Annotated in this window: 21 protein-coding genes; 9 read left to right on the top strand and 12 right to left on the bottom strand. The window is 48.9% G+C overall.

Annotated features, from left to right (window positions below; genetic code table 11):
* Nucleotides 1-154: 154 nt before the first annotated feature.
* The 4 genes from hemL to dauA all read right to left on the bottom strand — a co-directional run bounded on the left by hemL (nt 155) and on the right by dauA (nt 4733).
* Nucleotides 155-1441 carry a glutamate-1-semialdehyde 2,1-aminomutase gene (gene hemL, locus FXF61_RS11115; RefSeq protein ID WP_151185331.1) on the bottom strand — a complete coding sequence of 429 codons (1287 nt, stop codon included), beginning with the start codon at nt 1439-1441 and terminating at the stop codon, nt 155-157.
* A 45-nt stretch (nt 1442-1486) separates the two neighbouring features.
* Nucleotides 1487-2125, bottom strand: coding sequence for a thiamine phosphate synthase (gene thiE / locus FXF61_RS11110; RefSeq protein ID WP_151185330.1), 639 nt, complete (start codon nt 2123-2125; stop codon nt 1487-1489).
* Complete coding sequence (locus FXF61_RS11105) at nt 2122-2922, bottom strand: bifunctional hydroxymethylpyrimidine kinase/phosphomethylpyrimidine kinase (protein WP_151185329.1); 801 nt, start codon at nt 2920-2922, stop codon at nt 2122-2124. Before FXF61_RS11105 ends, thiE begins: the two co-directional genes overlap by 4 nt.
* Before the next feature lie 65 nt (nt 2923-2987).
* Nucleotides 2988-4733: a C4-dicarboxylic acid transporter DauA gene (gene dauA / locus FXF61_RS11100; protein WP_151185328.1), complete on the bottom strand. Its 1746-nt coding sequence runs from the start codon at nt 4731-4733 to the stop codon at nt 2988-2990.
* A 455-nt stretch (nt 4734-5188) separates the two neighbouring features.
* Here dauA and rplM point away from each other — a divergent pair, with 455 nt between their 5' ends.
* The 7 genes from rplM to FXF61_RS11065 all read left to right on the top strand — a co-directional run bounded on the left by rplM (nt 5189) and on the right by FXF61_RS11065 (nt 10083).
* Complete coding sequence (gene rplM, locus FXF61_RS11095) at nt 5189-5617, top strand: 50S ribosomal protein L13 (protein WP_151185327.1); 429 nt, start codon at nt 5189-5191, stop codon at nt 5615-5617.
* Between the two features lie 14 nt (nt 5618-5631).
* Nucleotides 5632-6024 (top strand): 30S ribosomal protein S9, encoded by a 393-nt coding sequence (gene rpsI, locus FXF61_RS11090; protein ID WP_151185326.1) that lies wholly within the window; start codon nt 5632-5634, stop codon nt 6022-6024.
* A gap of 268 nt (nt 6025-6292) precedes the next feature.
* A complete protein-coding gene (gene petA / locus FXF61_RS11085) occupies nt 6293-6889 on the top strand; it encodes a ubiquinol-cytochrome c reductase iron-sulfur subunit (protein WP_151185325.1) in 597 nt (198 codons plus the stop codon).
* Entirely contained in the window at nt 6886-8097 is a 1212-nt protein-coding gene (locus FXF61_RS11080) for a cytochrome bc complex cytochrome b subunit (RefSeq protein WP_151185324.1), read from the top strand. The genes petA and FXF61_RS11080 overlap by 4 nt, the downstream gene beginning before the upstream one ends.
* On the top strand, nt 8097-8876 hold the full coding sequence (locus FXF61_RS11075) for a cytochrome c1 (RefSeq protein WP_151185323.1): 780 nt from the start codon (nt 8097-8099) through the stop codon (nt 8874-8876). Before FXF61_RS11080 ends, FXF61_RS11075 begins: the two co-directional genes overlap by 1 nt.
* A 93-nt stretch (nt 8877-8969) precedes the next feature.
* Nucleotides 8970-9590, top strand: a complete 621-nt coding sequence (locus FXF61_RS11070; RefSeq protein WP_151185322.1) for a glutathione S-transferase N-terminal domain-containing protein — start codon at nt 8970-8972, stop codon at nt 9588-9590.
* Between the two features lie 19 nt (nt 9591-9609).
* On the top strand, nt 9610-10083 hold the full coding sequence (locus FXF61_RS11065) for a ClpXP protease specificity-enhancing factor (protein WP_151185321.1): 474 nt from the start codon (nt 9610-9612) through the stop codon (nt 10081-10083).
* A 98-nt stretch (nt 10084-10181) separates the two neighbouring features.
* On the opposite strand, the gene FXF61_RS11060 is transcribed toward FXF61_RS11065, so the two are convergent.
* The 4 genes from FXF61_RS11060 to FXF61_RS11045 are packed head-to-tail and all read right to left on the bottom strand — an operon-like array spanning nt 10182 to nt 13485.
* A complete protein-coding gene (locus FXF61_RS11060; RefSeq protein ID WP_151185320.1) occupies nt 10182-10709 on the bottom strand; it encodes a BON domain-containing protein in 528 nt (175 codons plus the stop codon).
* The gene (locus FXF61_RS11055; RefSeq protein ID WP_151185319.1) at nt 10706-11293 is read right to left on the bottom strand and encodes a phosphoheptose isomerase; all 588 of its coding nucleotides are present in this window, start codon (nt 11291-11293) and stop codon (nt 10706-10708) included. Before FXF61_RS11055 ends, FXF61_RS11060 begins: the two co-directional genes overlap by 4 nt.
* 25 nt (nt 11294-11318) lie before the next feature.
* Entirely contained in the window at nt 11319-11684 is a 366-nt protein-coding gene (locus tag FXF61_RS11050) for a YraN family protein (protein ID WP_256663410.1), read from the bottom strand.
* On the bottom strand, nt 11677-13485 hold the full coding sequence (locus FXF61_RS11045; protein WP_151185317.1) for a penicillin-binding protein activator: 1809 nt from the start codon (nt 13483-13485) through the stop codon (nt 11677-11679). The genes FXF61_RS11050 and FXF61_RS11045 overlap by 8 nt, the downstream gene beginning before the upstream one ends.
* A 124-nt stretch (nt 13486-13609) precedes the next feature.
* On the opposite strand from FXF61_RS11045, the gene rsmI reads away from it, so the two are divergent.
* On the top strand, nt 13610-14479 hold the full coding sequence (rsmI, locus tag FXF61_RS11040) for a 16S rRNA (cytidine(1402)-2'-O)-methyltransferase (protein ID WP_256663409.1): 870 nt from the start codon (nt 13610-13612) through the stop codon (nt 14477-14479).
* Here the strand turns inward: rsmI and FXF61_RS11035 are convergent.
* Genes FXF61_RS11035 through folM form a run of 4 tightly spaced genes read right to left on the bottom strand, consistent with a single transcriptional unit; the run spans nt 14459 to nt 16469 of the window.
* Complete coding sequence (locus tag FXF61_RS11035) at nt 14459-14800, bottom strand: HopJ type III effector protein (RefSeq protein WP_151185315.1); 342 nt, start codon at nt 14798-14800, stop codon at nt 14459-14461. The genes rsmI and FXF61_RS11035 overlap by 21 nt on opposite strands.
* A 3-nt stretch (nt 14801-14803) precedes the next feature.
* A complete protein-coding gene (gene folX, locus FXF61_RS11030) occupies nt 14804-15181 on the bottom strand; it encodes a dihydroneopterin triphosphate 2'-epimerase (RefSeq protein WP_151185314.1) in 378 nt (125 codons plus the stop codon).
* Between the two features lie 6 nt (nt 15182-15187).
* Complete coding sequence (folE, locus tag FXF61_RS11025) at nt 15188-15742, bottom strand: GTP cyclohydrolase I FolE (protein ID WP_151185313.1); 555 nt, start codon at nt 15740-15742, stop codon at nt 15188-15190.
* A 22-nt stretch (nt 15743-15764) separates the two neighbouring features.
* On the bottom strand, nt 15765-16469 hold the full coding sequence (folM, locus tag FXF61_RS11020; RefSeq protein ID WP_151185312.1) for a dihydromonapterin reductase: 705 nt from the start codon (nt 16467-16469) through the stop codon (nt 15765-15767).
* Nucleotides 16470-16687: 218 nt separating this feature from the next.
* Between folM and FXF61_RS11015 the strand changes: the two genes are divergently transcribed.
* Nucleotides 16688-17146, top strand: coding sequence for a flavodoxin (locus FXF61_RS11015; RefSeq protein ID WP_151185311.1), 459 nt, complete (start codon nt 16688-16690; stop codon nt 17144-17146).
* Nucleotides 17147-17151: the final 5 nt, after the last annotated feature.

The raw sequence follows: 17151 nt of genomic DNA, 5'->3' as shown, positions 1-17151 counted from the left end.
CAGTACGCCCGATACATATATCTGTAACAAGCGTTATGCAATTAACTGTTGCAGGAAAGCCGCGAGCGCGACCAAAATAAAAAGTGATAAAACCTATATTAAACAATCAAAAACGCCCGAATAAACGGGCGCTTTTGATATTCAGAGCAAAAAATTAGCTTTTCATTTTGGCAAAGGCTTTTTCAGCCGCGTCCAAAGTAATTTTCAACTCGGTATCACCCAGCGCAATGGAGCTAAAGCCTGCTTCAAAAGCACTTGGCGCCAGATACACGCCACCTTCAAGCATCAAATGGAAGAACTGCTTAAAGTGCTCAAGGTTACAGTTGGTGGCGTCCTCAAAGCTGCTGATTTTTTTACGATCAGTGAAGAACAAACCAAACATACCGCCCGCTTGCGTAGTGGTAAATGGAATGCCCGCCGCATCAGCGCGCTCCTGCAAGCCTTGCAGTAAACGTGCAGTGTAGTCCGTTAATTCATCATGGAAGCCAGGACGGCTGATCAGTTTCAGAGTGGTCAAGCCCGCTGCCATTGCCAGTGGGTTACCGGACAACGTGCCTGCTTGGTAAACAGGGCCCAGCGGTGCAATGTGCGACATGATTTTTTTGTTGCCACCAAAAGAGCCCACTGGCATACCGCCGCCAATGATCTTACCGAATGTGGTCAAGTCAGGGGTGACGCCGTACAGCGCTTGCGCGCCACCAAGGGCAACACGGAAGCCGGTCATCACTTCGTCAAAAATCAGTACAACGCCGTGCTTGTCACACTGCTCGCGCAAGCCTTGCAAAAAGCCAGGTGCAGGTGGAATGCAGTTCATGTTGCCGGCCACCGGCTCAACAATAATGCAGGCGACGTCTTTGCCATGCTCTTCTAAGCAGGCCGCAACCGCATCAACATCGTTAAACGGTAGGGTGATGGTGTGCTGAGCAAATGCGGCAGGCACGCCAGGTGAGCTGGGCACGCCTAAGGTCAGTGCGCCGGAGCCAGCTTTTACCAGCAGACTGTCAGAGTGACCGTGGTAGCAGCCTTCAAATTTGATAATGCTGTCGCGTCCGGTGTAGCCACGCGCCAAGCGAATGGCGCTCATAGTGGCTTCGGTACCAGAGCTGGTCATGCGTACCATGTCCATTGAAGGCACAATGCTGCAAATCAGATCAGCCATCTCGACTTCCAGTGCAGTCGGTGCACCGTAGGATAAGCCGTGATCTAGTTGCTCACGCACCGCAGCAATGACATCAGGGTGGCTGTGGCCAAGAATCATTGGGCCCCATGAGCCGATATAATCCACATAACGGTTATCGTCTTCATCCGTTACATAAGCGCCGGCGGCATGCTTAAAAAATAACGGTGTGCCACCCACACCAGCAAAGGCGCGTACCGGTGAGTTTACACCGCCCGGAATGTGCTGTTGGGCTTGATCGAAAAGAGATGCTGAGCGTGACATTAAAAACCTCATCTAAGAAAAGCAGTGAGCCTGTCGCTGCTAGAATTAATCAGTAAAAAGCGCGCTAAAAGCTCGCGCTCGTTGTTCAACGGCAGCAGCTGAGTCTGCTGCAAATAAGCCATGAATCACGGCGAGCATTGCTGCGCCATGCTGAATCAATTCGCCACCATTATTTAACGTGATACCACCAATGGCGACGATTGGGCGATTAAGCTGCTGTGCCTGCTGAAGCAGCTGCGTGGTGGCTAAAACATCACCAGGCTTGGTTTGCGAAGCATAAAAACGGCCAAAAGCAATATAATCAGCCTGCTGTTCTACAGCCTGCTCGGCAAGCTCAAGCTGCGCATGGCAGGTCGAACCGATTATGGCGTCTGCACCGAGTTGCTGGCGTGCGCTGAGTAGATTGCCATCTGTTTGGCCGAGGTGTAAATCAGCACCAATTTTAGCGGCCAAGGCCAGGTCATCATTAATAATCAGTCGTGCACTATAACGTTGGCAAAGTGCTTGCAAAGCGTGCGCCTCGCTTAAGCGGCGTACTGTATCGCTGGATTTGTCACGGTATTGCAAAATCTTTGCACCGCCACGCAGCGCTGCTTCACAGTAGGGCAGCAAGCGCCCATCAGCGAGCAGTGCTGAGTCGGTGATGGCATATAAGCCGCGTAATGCGTTTGTTTTTTGCGTCATGGGCGGCAGAAGTCCAAAGGTAGACGGCGTGGAATATATTGTCCGCGACCAGGGGCTTCGGCATCACGCAAGGTGCGCCAAGTATAGTTCAGTGCTGACTCAACGGCGCTAACCAGTGCTTCACCTAAGGCTAAGCGGCCCGCTAATGTGCTGGCTAAAGTGCAGCCCGAGCCGTGGTATTCGCCGGGCAAGCGCGCACAGGTGAAAGTGTGCGTGCTGCCGTCTGCACAATACAGGCGATTGTGCACCTGGTTTTCATCACCATGGCCACCGGTAATCAATAGGTTGTCACAATGCTTGAGCAGCACTTGGGCGCATTCATCCGCGCTACCATTGGGTAACTCAGCAAGGATTCGAGCTTCGGGTAGATTTGGCGTAACGATTGCTGCTAAGGGCATTAACTTAGCACGCAGGGCATAGCCCACTTCGTCTTTACCTAAAGCACCACCGCCGCCGGCACGCAGCACAGGGTCGCAGACAAAAGGTGTCTGAGGCAGTTGTTGGATGATTTCAGCAACTGTGTCAACCATCGCCAGTGAGCCAAGCATACCCAGCTTAATTGCCGAAATTGGTAAGTCTTGCAAAATTGCCTGCGCTTGCGCCATCACCCAATCATGTTCAAGAATTTTAAAATCACTGACATTGACAGTGTCTTGAATGGTTAGCGCAGTAATTACAGGCGTGGCGTGACAGCCTTGGGCGATCAGCGCTTCAATATCCGCTTGCAAGCCAGCACCACCAACAGGATCGTGACCCGACAGGCACAGTACAGAAGGGCGAGACGTATATGTATTCATAAAATCAAGTTTACCATGAATATTCAGGGCGCTGCAGTTGTGCGGCGAGCGCTCTGCTCTGTGAATTAAGGCTCTACGCTAGGTGATTCATCTTGTGGCTGAGACTCGGCATCCAGCCAACTTTGTGCACGTATTTGCGCCATAGTGAAGTTGCTAACATAAGCGAGTTTATTGTGTTCTAGGCCGATACCCGCACGGTGCATCTTGTGGCGAACTCGAGCGGATGCGCCAAGAAATATAATGCCAATATTGTTTTTTTGATAGTCGTTCATCACATTGCTCAACGCGGCGAGTGCGGTCATGTCCAGCATCGGTACTGCGCGTAGATCAATAATGGCAATACGTATCTCAGGATTGAATTTGCGAAGTACGCTCAGCGCTTTTTCCGCTGCACCAAAAAACAAGGGCCCACGAATCGCGTAGACAGTGACGGAGTCTGGCAGGTCAGCAAGATCGTGATCTTCGCGTGAAACACTCGTTGTGTCAGTTAAATCGCTCATGCTTTTAATAAATAAACCAGCGGCTAACAGTAAGCCGACACCCACTGCCAAGACCATATCGAACAGCACCGTCAGAGATAGACAAGTCAGTAAAATAAGGACGTCATTGCGCGGCGAAATACGCAGGGTGTGGACCACATGCTTGGGTTCGCTCATGTTCCAAGCAACCATCAGCAGCAGTGCTGCAAGTGCGGCCATCGGCAAATGGCTAAACATCGGCGCTAAAAATACAACGGCCAGTAAAACGACACCGGCATGAATAATTGCGGCAATTGGTGAGAAAGCGCCGGCGCGAACGTTGGCTGCGCTGCGGGCGATAGCTGCTGTGGCGGTAATTCCACCAAACAACGGCGCAAGAATATTACCAATGCCTTGACCGAGTAGTTCACCGTTTGGGTCGTGCTTAGTGCCCGCCATGCCATCAGAGACAACCGCGCAGAGTAGTGACTCGATTGCGCCAAGCATGGCAATTGCAAACGCAGGGGCGAGCAACTGCCTAATCAGTTCAAAAGAAAGCACCAGCGGCTTGCCGTCGGGACCGGAAAACTGCCACGGCCACATAAAAGAAGGTAAGAAGGGTGGGATGCCTGGATGACTGGTGCCGTCAACGACATAACTGAAGCGGTCACCTATTGTTGCTACAGAAATATCTGCACTGTTTAAAGCAAGACCAATAAAGCTACCCACCGCTAAAGCCACCAAGTGCCCCGGGATTTTTGGGACAAAACGCGGCCAGATAATCAGCACTGCAAGTGTTATCGCCGCAACCAAGGTGTCACCCATTTGGATGCTCGGCATGGCATGCGCTAGTGCGCCAATTTGCTCTATATAGTTTGCTGTTGGTTCAATATCGCTTAAACCAAATGCATCTTTAATTTGCAGGGTCGCAATCACTATACCGATTCCGGCGGTAAAGCCGAGGGTGACTGGGTAGGGGATAAATTGTAGCAATGCACCCGCGCGCAGCACCCCCATGCTAATTAAAATAACTCCAGCCATTGCTGTGCACAGCAATAAGCCGCCCACTCCGAATTGTTGGGTAATGGGCAGCAGAATCACGACAAAGGCTGCGGTTGGTCCGGAAACGTTAAAGCGCGAACCACCGGTTAAGGCGATAATTGAGCCGCCAATCAGAACGGTATACAACCCATGCTGCGGCGGCACACCAACCGCGATAGCCAGTGCCATCGCTAGGGGGATTGCAATAATACCGACGGTTAGGCCAGCGCTAATATCACCGCGCAAAGCCTTTAATGTATAGCCTTGGGCAAATGATTGGCGTAAAGCTGAAAATAATGGCGGAATGTACATGATGGCTCCACAAGTGCGTGCCGCTTTATTATAGACCTATGCAGCACAGGTAAAGCTAGTGCCTGCGCTGTTGCTATGTTTTTAGTTTGTATTAGTAAGGTGTAGCACTTCCTTAGGTATAGATACTTATATCGTGCACACAAATAAAGCAAAAATGTGGTGATAGCTCCGTTTTACAATTAAAATCAGCCCTAATGCGTCTGTAAGCCATTAAGCGGTTGCAATTTTCTCACCAACAGTCATAATTACGCGGCTGTTTTGTGGGCAATGCCTAGCCCAATGCAAGACAGAAGGTGAAACGATGCAAATTTGCCGAATTTGAAGCCATAGCAGACGTGATAGACCCGAGCCCCCGAATTAGCGTCTGTCATATGAGCTTACTTTGACTTGTCAAAGACACTACTATTCATTAGGATTTGCCGTCTATTTTGAAGACGGCCCTGAGGCCATAGCGAATGAAAACTTTTACAGCAAAAAATGAAACCGTTAAGCGCGACTGGTATGTCGTCGACGCTGCGGGCCAGACCCTGGGTCGTTTGGCCACTGAAATTGCCAGCCGTTTGCGCGGTAAGCACAAGCCTGAGTACACTCCGCACGTTGATACTGGCGATTATATCGTTGTTATTAATGCCGAGCAGGTTCGTGTCACCGGCAACAAGACATCAGACAAGATTTACTACTCACACACTGGCTTTCCTGGCGGTATCAAGGAAATCAGCTTTGAGAAGTTGCTTGCTAAAGCACCTGAACGCGTTCTAGAAGCCGCTGTTAAAGGTATGCTTCCAAGAAATCCGCTGGGCCGCGACATGTATCGCAAGCTGAAAGTGTATGCAGGTACTAACCACCCGCATGCTGCACAGCAGCCCCAAGAACTTAAGATTTAACGGGATAGTTGATTATGTCGGCGACTCAAAATTACGGCACAGGCCGTCGCAAGACTGCAACCGCACGCGTTTTTTTACGTCCGGGTACAGGCAGTATTTCTATTAATAACCGCACTTTAGATAACTTTTTCCCTCGTGAAACTGCACGAATGATGGTTCGTCAGCCACTAGAGTTAACAGATACGCTTGAAAAGTTCGACATCATGGTCACTGTTGCAGGTGGTGGTGCGAGCGGTCAGGCAGGTGCAATTCGTCACGGTATTACTCGTGCTTTGATGGATTATGATGAAACATTACGACCAGAGCTGCGCAAAGCTGGCTTCGTTACGCGTGATGCGCGTGAGGTTGAGCGTAAGAAAGTGGGTCTTCGTAAGGCACGTAAGCGTCCTCAGTACTCTAAGCGCTGATCGATACTTGCTGCAGAAAAACGCCCGTTTCCGCAAGGAATCTGGGCGTTTTTTGTGTCCAGTTCGACTGTGACAATTTGCCGCTCGCTTGCTTCTTTTGCTGTAGCAAACTCTTATGTGTGGCAAGCTCTCAGATGAATCGCAGTATGTGGTAAACTTGTCAAAATGACACCTTTTCTTTACCATTTGTTACATTCAAGAATGTGAGTGGCTTTTTTCTTATTACAAAGCCTGAAAACAGGCTACATAGCTGATGGGAGACAACTTAATGAGCAATGACGGCGTGAATGTGGGCCGACGTCGCTTTCTAGTGGCAGCCACCTCTGTGGTGGGTGCAGCTGGAGCGGCAGGGGCTGCGATCCCGTTCTTGGGGTCATGGAACCCCAGTGCTAGGGCGAAAGCCGCGGGAGCACCGGTGCGAGTCAATATAAGCAAGATTGAGCCAGGGCAGCAGGTCATTGCCGAGTGGCGCGGTCAGCCAGTCTTTGTTTTGCACCGCACTCCAGAAATTATGGAAGGAATGAAAAAAATTACTGGCGATCTAGCAGACCCGACGTCGCAATCGTCAGATCAGCCTGAATATGTTGATCCTTCAGAGCGTTCAATCAAGCCTGAGATACTGATTGTTCTTGGCGTGTGCACGCATTTAGGTTGTGCTCCAAACTTTCGGCCAGAAGTAGCACCAGCAGACTTGGGGCCAAACTGGGTAGGGGGTTACTTCTGTGCATGTCATAGCTCGCGTTATGACCTCGCTGGACGGGTTTATAAAGCGCAGCCTGCGCCGCTGAACTTGCCAGTACCTCCACATTCATATGAAACCGATAGTGTTGTCATTATTGGTATTGATGAGGGAGAAGCTTCATGAGTAAGTTCATGGAATGGGTGGATGCGCGTTTCCCAGCTACAAAAATGTGGGAAGATCATTTATCTAAGTATTACGCACCTAAAAACTTTAACTTCTATTACTTTTTCGGCTCACTGGCACTGTTAGTGCTGGTTAACCAGTTGCTGACTGGTGTCTGGCTGACAATGAGCTATGAGCCATCGGCAGAAGGTGCTTTTGCTTCTGTTGAATACATCATGCGAGATGTTGAATACGGTTGGATTTTGCGTTACCTGCACTCTACCGGTGCTTCAGCATTCTTTGTTGTTGTGTACCTGCACATGTTCCGTGGCTTGCTCTATGGCTCGTACCAGAAGCCGCGTGAGTTGGTCTGGGTCTTTGGTATGCTGATCTACTTGGCGCTGATGGCTGAAGCGTTCATGGGCTACTTGCTGCCATGGGGACAGATGTCATATTGGGGTGCACAGGTGATTATTTCACTGTTTGGTGCGATTCCAGTGATTGGTGCTGACCTGACTCAGTGGATCCGCGGTGATTACCTTATTTCTGGTATCACGCTCAACCGCTTCTTCGCCTTGCACGTTGTTGCTGTGCCTATTGTCTTGCTAGCGCTGGTTGTTTTACACATCTTGGCATTGCATGAAGTGGGTTCAAACAACCCAGATGGCGTCGATATCAAAAAGCATAAAGATGAAAATGGTATTCCTTTAGACGGTATTCCTTTCCATCCTTATTACACTGTTAAAGATATTGTCGGTGTTATCGTCTTCCTGTTCGTGTTCTGCTTTATCGTATTCTTCTTCCCAGAAATGGGTGGATACTTCCTTGAAAAGCCTAACTTTGAACAAGCCAATGCGCTAAAAACACCTGATCATATTGCTCCGGTTTGGTATTTCACACCGTTCTACGCCATTTTGCGTGCAGTGCCTGATAAGCTGTTAGGTGTTGTGGCAATGGGTGGTTCAATTGCAGCTTTATTTGTATTGCCTTGGTTAGACCGCAGCCCGGTTAAATCAATGCGTTACAAAGGCTGGATGAGTAAAATCTGGTTGCTAATATTCTGCATTAGCTTTGTGATACTGGGCGTGCTGGGTGTATTACCGACAACAGAAGGGCGTACAATTGTTGCGCGAATCTGTACTATTCTTTACTTCGCTTACTTCATTCTGATGCCTTTCTATACCAGAATGGAGAAGACTAAACCGGTTCCGGAAAGGGTGACTGGCTAATGAAAAAGCAAATTGCTGCATTAATTTTGGCTGCAATTCCTATGTTTGGTTTTGCTGCGGGTGGTGCCTATCCATTGGACAAGGTGTCAATTGATCTGACTGATAAAGCGGCTATGCAAGATGGCGCAAAAACCTTTGTGAACTATTGCATGGGTTGCCATGGCGCAAAGTTCCAGCGCTATTCGCGTGTTGCTGATGATCTCGGGATCAGTGAAGAGCTGATGATGGAAAACTTAGTGTTAACAGACGCTAAGTATGGCGATCACATGATATCGAGTATGAGTGAAGCTGATGGTAAAAAATGGTTTGGTGCGGCAGCGCCTGACCTAACCTTGGTTTCGCGCGTGCGCGGGAAAGATTGGTTGTACACCTATATGCGTACATTCTATGAAGATCCATCGCGTCCTTATGGTGTTAACAACAAGGTTTTTGACTCAGTTGGTATGCCTAACGTTTTAGTGGGCTTGCAAGGAAAGCAAACAATTGGTTGCACGCAAGTACAGGTTGTTGAAGACGGAAAGAAAGTATTTGATCCGTTAACCGGTGTAGCAGTGACCGAAGAGTCTTGTGACGAGCTGACCATTGAGCCCAATACAGGTACTTTGAGTGAAGCTGAATTTGACGAGAAAATTAAAAATCTTGTGACATTCCTCGAATACTCTGCTAATCCTGTTAAGCTTAAGAGCCAGCGTATCGGAACATATGTGTTGTTGTTCCTTGCCTTCTTCTTTGTATTTGCTTACTTATTGAAGCGTGAATACTGGAAAGATGTGCATTGATACACAATCGCATCGTTAACGAGTGACGCGCGCGCCCTGATGGGCGCGTGCGTTTTTGTGCGTTATGCATATTTAATAGTGAAGGAGGAAGCAATGTCTGCACCCAATAAGTTGGGCTGTTATTCTGATCCGAGCTGCCAGTACTCACATCGTGTGCGTTTGGTGCTAGCGGAGAAAGCAGTAACTGCTGAAATCATGGATGTGATAGATGGCGAATGTCCTGAGTACTTAGCTGAGGTTAATCCTTATGCCACAGTACCGACACTGGTTGATCGCGATTTAGCATTGTACGATTCAACGGTCATTCTTGAGTATCTAGATGAGCGTTATCCGCACCCTCCGCTGTTACCGGTATACCCTGTAGCACGCGCTAATACGCGCATGTTGTCGTACCGCGTGCAGCGTGATTGGAGTGCCCAGGCAGATTTAATTCTTGATAAAAAAACCAAAGAAACAGCTCGCACCAAAGCACGTAAAGAATTGCGTGAAAGCCTAACAGGTGTTGCACCTGTGTTTGCTAGCATGAAATATTTTATGAGTGATGAGTTGAGTTTGGTGGATTGCTATTTGTTGCCGCTGTTGTGGCGTTTACCTATTTTAGGCATTGAGTTACCTAAAGCAGCCCAGCCATTACTGGACTATATGGATAGAAACTTTGAGCGTGAAGCATTCCAAGCCAGTTTGTCCGAGGCCGAGCGCTTAATGCGTCCTTAACAAGGGGAGTGAAGGCATCATGAACTCCAGTCGCCCTTATATATTGCGCGCATTGCACGAGTGGATTGTTGATAATGAGTGTACGCCGCACATTCTTGTGGATGTGAATTATCCGCAGGTAAAAGTACCACCAGGTTATGCTGCCGATGGTCAAATTGTCCTGAATACAGCGCCCGCTGCCGTGCGCTACTTTACTGTTGATAATCAGGCTATAAGTTTTGAGGCACGCTTTTCCGGTGCACCATTTTCACTTTATGTACCTATCGGTGCTGTTTTAGCAATATATGCAAATGAAAACGGGCAAGGCATGTTCTTCGATGCGCATTCTGATGCGTTAGCTGATGAGGAAGAGCTTGACGGGAGTAATGGAGAAGCTGATGAACAGCCTCCTGCCCTACATGCAGTAGACACAGAGAATGCGCCTACTGATCCAGATGATGAGCCGCCAACGCCGCCAGCTTCGGGGCGACCTAGTTTGCGGATTATTAAATAATAGTATTGTTGTAGTACTGCTTGCAGGGCTTTGATGCGCTGCAAGCAGTGCTTCTACAGGGTTAAGCAGTGGCAGCTGTATTTCTGTGCAATGCAGATCTAGTCCAGATATTCAAACAAGCGCACGATTTTCTGTACTCCGCTGACTTCCTGGACAACGGCAGTTGCACGGTTTGCTTCAGCACGACTGATAATGCCCAATAAATAGACCACACCATTCTCTGTGATGACCTTGACCTTAGAAGCCGGTACGTCATTGTATGACAGCATGCGGGTTTTAATATTGGCGGTCAGTAAGCCATCGTTGCTGCGGACCATGCCCGAGGTTGGCGTGGTTACTTGCAGCTCATTATGAATTTTCTTGGCACTTTGCACTGATTGCGCTGCTTTGCCTGCGAGCTCTTTAAGTTCTGCGCGAGGCGTTTGCCCTGTCACCAAAACAACACCATTATAGCTGGTAACAATAATGCGTGAGGTCGTAGTCGAAAGATCAATGTGTGCATTTTTAATAGCGCGAGTCACTTCTGGCCCAATAAATTGGTCATCAATTTTATTGCCAAAACTGCGGGCGCCACAGGCGCTGACCAATACGGCAAGCACGGTTATTGCAAGAATTTTACGAATCATTCTTCGCTCCCAAATAATTGGTGGTCAATTAAATCGCACAAGCTGTGAATCACCAGTAAGTGCACTTCTTGTACCCGTGCCGTGACATTTGACGGTACGCGGATTTCAACATCGTCAGGTAGCAGTATTGGTGCTATTTGACCGCCATCACGGCCGGTTAAAGCAACCACATGCATATTGCGATCGTGTGCGGCATGAATGGCTTGCACGACGTTGGCAGAGTTTCCGCTGGTGGAAATAGCCAAGAGCACGTCACCGTCTTGGCCTAGAGCACGGATTTGTTTTGAAAATATTTCTTCGTAACTGTAGTCATTGGCAATGGATGTGATAGTGGATGTGTCTGTAGTCAATGCTATGGCTGGCAGACTTGGACGCTCACGTTCAAAGCGGTTGAGCATTTCTGAAGAAAAGTGCTGTGCGTCACCGGCAGAGCCGCCATTACCACAGGCTAAAACTTTGCCTTCATTGAGTAACGAGCTCACCATCATCAGGCTAGCATTTTCAATGGCTTGCGGCAGCACACTAAGTGCTTGTTGTTTGGTTTCAATGCTGGCTTGAAACATGTGTTGAATACGCGATTGCATAGGATCAGCCTTTACTAAAATGGTGTTAGGACTCAAATGCGTCTTGAATCCAGTCCAAGGTAAATGTCTGTGCATGACTTGGATGTGCAGTAATGACATCAAAGCGGCACGGGTGTTCTAACCACTGTGGGTTTTCATTAAAAAAATATTCTGTTGTTTTAATCAGTTTGTCACGCTTGAGTTGATCGATACTGTCGAGTGCGCCCCCAAAATAATTATTTTTGCGGTAGCGCACTTCAACAAAGACAACAGTATCCTGTTCTAACATGATCAGGTCTATTTCACCAAAACGGCACGACCAGTTTTGCGCAAGGGTGCTCAAACCTGCTTCACGCAAGTGCTGCAAAGCATAGCGTTCAACGCTCTTGCCAAGATCTGCTGGCTCAGTCACTCTGCGTTTCACTCAGCTGCTGAATGCTGTTGCCAGTAAACTGAACCCAGTATAGCGTGCGCTCAATACGCTGTTGCTGATTGAGTTTGAGTACACCTGTTAAGCCTGCCGCGCTGCTATTTGGTAGCGTACGCAGTTGCTGTAACTGATTGACCAGTTGGTAGGCGTCTGCGCCCATTGCATAAAAACGACCCATACTGCCGGAGGCTTGTGGCCAATTATAAGTGATGTGCTGGCGGGTAGCGTCGTTAGACTCAATAAACCAAGGCATTTCACTAAACTGTAAGCCGTCCAGTTCAGGGTAGGTAGTGGCGGCGCCAGAGTTGACTGCTGAAGTCGCATAAATCGGCACATCGCCAGCATACTGAAAGGTTAGTGTGGGTTTGATTTGGCGCGCTTGCTCTGGGGTAGCCGCTAAGAAAATAAAATCAATGTCTTGGCGTCGCGCAGGTTGTGCTGCTAGCTTAGTATCCAAGGTTGCTTCCAATTGTTTTGCGCGCTGTTCACTGGCGCGCAATTCAAATAGATCAGCAATTTGTCCAGCCAATTCAGTAGGTTGATCAATATGTTTGGCTGCGACGAACACCCCGCCCAGCGATGTCCAGTGGGCTGTAAACGCAGCCAGTATGCGATCACCCCAAGCATTTTGTGGCACTAAAGCAGCAGCGCGACGCATGCCGTCGGCCCACGCTCGATCCGCGGCCAAGCGTGCTTCGTCTTCAGCGGCTAAACCATATTGAAACAGCTGCTCAGGTGCTTGTTGCTCGTTGTCCGCGTAGTTCAGCGCTAAGGTAGTAATCGGTAATTGCGCACGATTAGCCAGCTGGCGTACCAGTGGTTTTTCCCAAGGGCCGACCACAAGTTCTACACCGTCTGCCGCTGCCTGCTGATAAAAGGCATCGATGGAGGTGATCGTGCTGCTGTCATATAAACGAATCGCCGGTGTGGCTTGCCCGTTGGCTTGAGCAATGTAGTGCGCGGCAAAAAAACCATTGCGCAGTGCCGTAACGACATTTTGATTGGGATCTTGTGAGGGCAGTAGCAACGCTAATGTTTTGATGCTTTGCGCGTGTAAGTTCTGCAGTTTTTGCAACACGTCGGGTAGTTGTTGCGCGGCAGGATGCTGCGGGTTGCTGAGCACCCATTGCTTAATATTGGCTTGCTGCTGCTCTAGCGAGTCAGTGGCTTTGGTGATGCGCACTAAAGCCAGCCAACCATCAAGGTCTGCTTGGCCACTGTCACCGAGCTGGGTGCGTGGCAGGTCGCTCAATAGCTGCCAAATACGCTGGTGATTTTCCAAAGCTTTTTCGCTATCTAAGAGTGGTGCGATAAAAATCCGTTCGCGCGCAGCGGCAAGTGGTTTGCCAGTATCTTGTAGCGCTTGTGCGCGTGCAAGCTGACTACGAATTTGCTGGTTAAGTGGCATTTCGCCTATATGTGTAAAACTTGGGTGTTGCAAAGCTTTTAAAGCACTTTTGGCTTGCTTGCGATCTAAGGCTAATTCAGCTTCAAGGGTTTTAGCGAAGATCTGTTGGGCCGGTGTGGCGATGCTTAAGTCAATTTTCTCTAAAATCTCACGGGCTCGCAATGCTTGCTGCTGCTGCCAAGCCAGATCAGCTGCAGCCAAATACAAACCCAGTGCCTGAGTGTCGCTTTTTTTGTCGGCCTGCAGTAACAACTTATCTAAGTCATTGTACTGTGTCGGGGGCAACTGCCCCAAGCCAGAGCTTGGAGAGCTGGAGCAAGCCACTAAAATGGCAGACAGGCACAGCGTCGAGAGTATGCGTAACGAGGTTTTCATAGACAAGCAATCCGAGCACATTGAGTGGAATGCCTTGATTGTACCCAAGCGCGCGCATTGGTGCGATCTTGTCAGTCTAAATCAGGCTACAATAGTATTTTATTTTGCATTTTTGGAGTGTTTTGTGAGTGTATCCACACCTCAGTCGAGCGCGCTTGGCACTTTGTATGTGGTGGCGACGCCTATTGGCAATCTAGATGATATCAGTGCGCGGGCATTGCGTGTTTTGGCTGATGTCAGTTTAATTGCTGCCGAAGATACCCGACACTCCACACGGCTATTACAGCACTTCGGTATTCGCACCCCATTGGCTGCTTGCCATGAGCATAATGAGCGCGAAGAAGGTGGGCGTTTTATTACCCGTTTACTTGCGGGTGAGGACGTCGCGCTGATTTCTGATGCGGGTACACCGCTGATTTCAGATCCGGGTTATCACCTGGTGCGTCAAGCACGTGCTGCGCAGGTGCGAGTCGTTCCTGTGCCGGGTGCGTGCGCGTTAATTGCTGGTTTATCTGCAGCAGGTTTGCCGTCAGACCGTTTTGTTTTCGAAGGCTTTTTACCGGCCAAGCAAGTGGCGCGCTGCGCGCGATTGACTGCAGTTAAGCATGATCCGCGGACCTTGATTTTTTATGAGGCGCCGCACCGATTGCTGGACAGCGTTGCTGATATGCGTGATGTGTTTGGTGCTGAGCGTCCTGCAGTGTTGGCTCGTGAATTGACCAAAGCCTTTGAAACCATTCAAGGCCTACCGTTACATGAGTTACATGACTGGATTGCTGCCGATAGCAATCAGCAGCGCGGCGAATGTGTACTGCTGATCGCTGGTTATCAAGAGCCTGCTCAAGCCGCAGAGGTCTCGCTGGAGGCACAACGTGTTTTAACGCTATTGATGGCAGAGTTGCCACCCAAGCGTGCCGCTGCCATTGCCGCTGAGATTACCGGTGTGCATAAAAAAGCACTGTATCAGTGGGCTTTAGATAACAAGCCGGCGTAGTGGTAACTGGCTAAAGTGCACGGACTCCAATCCGTGCTTTAGCAGTTGGCGAATATTGGCATGTTCGGTTTCATTGGGCGTGGCCAGTACATAAGCATAGTGCTCGGCAAATGCCAATAAAGCATCCTCAGTGCTGAGTTTTTCCAGTACAGCTAAACCTAGAATCTTACATGAGCCTTGATTGCTGCCTGCAGGGTTATGCAGGCCAGCATTATCAAAGGCGCAAGGTGTGTAATGGTAGTGCGCATCAATGAAAGCCAAGCTGTCAGCAAAGCGATGCTCTGGCTGCCTGATGGCCTTTAAAAACTCGGTAAGGTGCATAGGCTAGTCAGTACGATGTGCAGTGAGGGTAATTGACACTGATTCGGAAAAGCGCAGAGCATGCGGTTTGTCCACCTCAACTTCGGCATAACGCACTTGTTCGTGACGCATCACGCAATCCAGTACGTCTTGGGTGAGGCGCTCAAGCAGTGCGAAACGATTTTCTTCCACGTACTGAATGATTTCCTTGCAGATGGTGCGGTAGTTTAACGCGTGGCTGATCTCGTTAACGTGCACGGCATCGTCTGCTGGATAGAAGAGGGTAACGTTAATTAAGATATCTTGTTTGTTACGAATCTCATCTTCATTGATGCCAATGTAGGTGCGCAAACGCAGATTTTTAATACGAATCCGCGCCATGCCCGGCTCTAGTCGTGCCATAAGTTATCAGCTCCGAATCAGTTGTAAAAACTCTTGACGAGTGGTGCCAGAGTTGCGAAATGCACCCAGCATGGTAGAAGACGTCATGACTGAATTTTGCTTTTCTACACCGCGCATCATCATGCACATATGTTTAGCTTCAATCACCACGGCAACACCAGCAGCACCTGTTACTTTTTGCATGGCGTCGGCGATTTGGCGGGTGAGGTTTTCTTGGATTTGTAGACGGCGAGCGTACATATCGACAATGCGCGCCACCTTCGATAGGCCAATCACCTTGCCGGTTGGAATATAGGCTACGTGTGCTTTACCAATAAAAGGCAGCAGATGGTGTTCGCATAATGAGTAGAGTTCGATGTCACGGACAATCACCATTTCATCGCTAGATGATTCAAACAGCGCACCGTTAACGATTTCATCTAGGTTTTTTTCATAGCCATTGCACAAGTATTGCATTGCTTTAGCAGCGCGCTTAGGTGTATCCAGCAAGCCTTCGCGTTCAGGGTCTTCACCCAGGCCGACTAAAATCTGATGGTAGTGTTTGCTTAATTCATCACACATTATTAGTTCTCCAAAGCAAGCATCATTTCAGATGCCGGCCACCATTAACGGTAAGGGTTGTGCCTGTCACATAAGGCGTATCAAGTAAGTAACGCAGGCTTTGGTAAATAACATCTGGGCCGGGCACTGTGCCCATAACAGACTTTGCTGTGGCGCGACGCTGGTAGTCTTCATCGTCATCTGGGTGCAGCATAATTAATGCTGGAGCCAGCGAGTTCACCTTAATATGCGGCGCTAAACGTGCAGCAAAAGATAGGGTGAGGTTGTCCATTGCAGCTTTACTGGCACTGTAGGCAATGCGCTTAGCACTGCCTTTGCGAATGACATCATCAGTAATGTGAATGATATCAGCCTTAGTTGATTGCATCAGTAAGGGGGCGCAGTGTTGGTTAATTAAATAGGGGGCCAGGACATGCACATTATTCATTTGCATAAATGCGCTGGCATCTGCAACGTCTTCGGCGATCCACAGAGAAGCATTATGAATAATGGCACGCAGAGCCGGTGTCGTTTGTTTTATTTGCGCAATAAACTCTAAGATACCCTGCTCGCTAGCGAAGTCAGCCTGAATGCACTTGACGCCGAGCTGACGTAGCTCATCAACTTCAGCACGCTCTTGACGATAGCTGATAATCAATGGCTGCCCAGCGGCCAAGAAGCGCTGAACACAATGCAGTCCCAGTCGTTGACTGGCGCCGGTCAGTAAAATAGGTGTGTTATCACTCATTGATGGGTCTTATCCTAGCCAGTTGTATGCGACCATGCTTTATATCAATTCGTTGTGCTGAAGGAGGCTAAAGCTATACTAGAGTTTAGATATGTACAACCTACAAACGCTAGGTGTATAGCCTTTGTTATAGTTTTGTTGTTTCTTGTTATGATGAAAGGTATTCAAGGCATTTTTAAAATACCCTATTTATTTTATTGCTGAGGTGATTGCAAAGTATGGCAACTAATGTGGTGATGGTTTCAGGAACAGTATTCGGTGCCGCGGAAGATGTCGCACATCACGCTGCTCAGATATTGACTGAAGCAGGTCTGAATGTCATTTATAAGCCTCGCTTTACCTATCCTGAGCTATTAGAGCTTGAGCCCGATGCGTTGTTATTTGTCACGTCAACCACAGGCATGGGGGAGCTACCAGAGAACTTGCAACCTTTAATGGATACGCTGCTTGAACAGCCGCCAAGCTGGAGCGGCGTCTTGGGTGGTGTCATTGCACTGGGTGATGCCTGTTACGGTGAGGATTTTTGTGCTGGCGGTGAGGCTGTGCGCGAGTTATACAGCGCGCTTGGTGTTGTTGAATTGCAAGACATGCTGCGCTTGGATGCTAGCGAAACCGTCAGTCCTGAGTCAGATGCTGAGCCGTGGTTAGCTGAGTTTGCTGTCAGCTTAAGTCTGTAGGCAAA

The sequence above is a fragment of the Pseudomonas sp. C27(2019) genome, assembly GCF_008807395.1.
Classification (GTDB): Bacteria; Pseudomonadota; Gammaproteobacteria; order Pseudomonadales; family Pseudomonadaceae; genus Denitrificimonas.
The sequence above is the reverse complement of the archived record's forward strand: the minus strand, read 5'-3'. Positions and strand labels throughout refer to the sequence as shown.

Coding starts and splice junctions, on each gene's coding strand:
- FXF61_RS11080 (WP_151185324.1), top strand. CDS start 6,886: ATGAGTAAGTTCATGGAATGGGTGGATGCGCGTTTCCCAGCTACAAAA.
- hemL (WP_151185331.1), bottom strand. CDS start 1,441: ATGTCACGCTCAGCATCTCTTTTCGATCAAGCCCAACAGCACATTCCG.
- FXF61_RS11065 (WP_151185321.1), top strand. CDS start 9,610: ATGAACTCCAGTCGCCCTTATATATTGCGCGCATTGCACGAGTGGATT.
- FXF61_RS11045 (WP_151185317.1), bottom strand. CDS start 13,485: ATGAAAACCTCGTTACGCATACTCTCGACGCTGTGCCTGTCTGCCATT.
- folE (WP_151185313.1), bottom strand. CDS start 15,742: ATGTGTGATGAATTAAGCAAACACTACCATCAGATTTTAGTCGGCCTG.
- FXF61_RS11070 (WP_151185322.1), top strand. CDS start 8,970: ATGTCTGCACCCAATAAGTTGGGCTGTTATTCTGATCCGAGCTGCCAG.
- FXF61_RS11105 (WP_151185329.1), bottom strand. CDS start 2,922: ATGAATACATATACGTCTCGCCCTTCTGTACTGTGCCTGTCGGGTCAC.
- FXF61_RS11075 (WP_151185323.1), top strand. CDS start 8,097: ATGAAAAAGCAAATTGCTGCATTAATTTTGGCTGCAATTCCTATGTTT.
- folX (WP_151185314.1), bottom strand. CDS start 15,181: ATGGCACGACTAGAGCCGGGCATGGCGCGGATTCGTATTAAAAATCTG.
- petA (WP_151185325.1), top strand. CDS start 6,293: ATGAGCAATGACGGCGTGAATGTGGGCCGACGTCGCTTTCTAGTGGCA.
- FXF61_RS11015 (WP_151185311.1), top strand. CDS start 16,688: ATGGCAACTAATGTGGTGATGGTTTCAGGAACAGTATTCGGTGCCGCG.
- thiE (WP_151185330.1), bottom strand. CDS start 2,125: ATGACGCAAAAAACAAACGCATTACGCGGCTTATATGCCATCACCGAC.
- dauA (WP_151185328.1), bottom strand. CDS start 4,733: ATGTACATTCCGCCATTATTTTCAGCTTTACGCCAATCATTTGCCCAA.
- FXF61_RS11055 (WP_151185319.1), bottom strand. CDS start 11,293: ATGCAATCGCGTATTCAACACATGTTTCAAGCCAGCATTGAAACCAAA.
- rpsI (WP_151185326.1), top strand. CDS start 5,632: ATGTCGGCGACTCAAAATTACGGCACAGGCCGTCGCAAGACTGCAACC.
- FXF61_RS11035 (WP_151185315.1), bottom strand. CDS start 14,800: ATGCACCTTACCGAGTTTTTAAAGGCCATCAGGCAGCCAGAGCATCGC.
- FXF61_RS11060 (WP_151185320.1), bottom strand. CDS start 10,709: ATGATTCGTAAAATTCTTGCAATAACCGTGCTTGCCGTATTGGTCAGC.
- rplM (WP_151185327.1), top strand. CDS start 5,189: ATGAAAACTTTTACAGCAAAAAATGAAACCGTTAAGCGCGACTGGTAT.
- folM (WP_151185312.1), bottom strand. CDS start 16,469: ATGAGTGATAACACACCTATTTTACTGACCGGCGCCAGTCAACGACTG.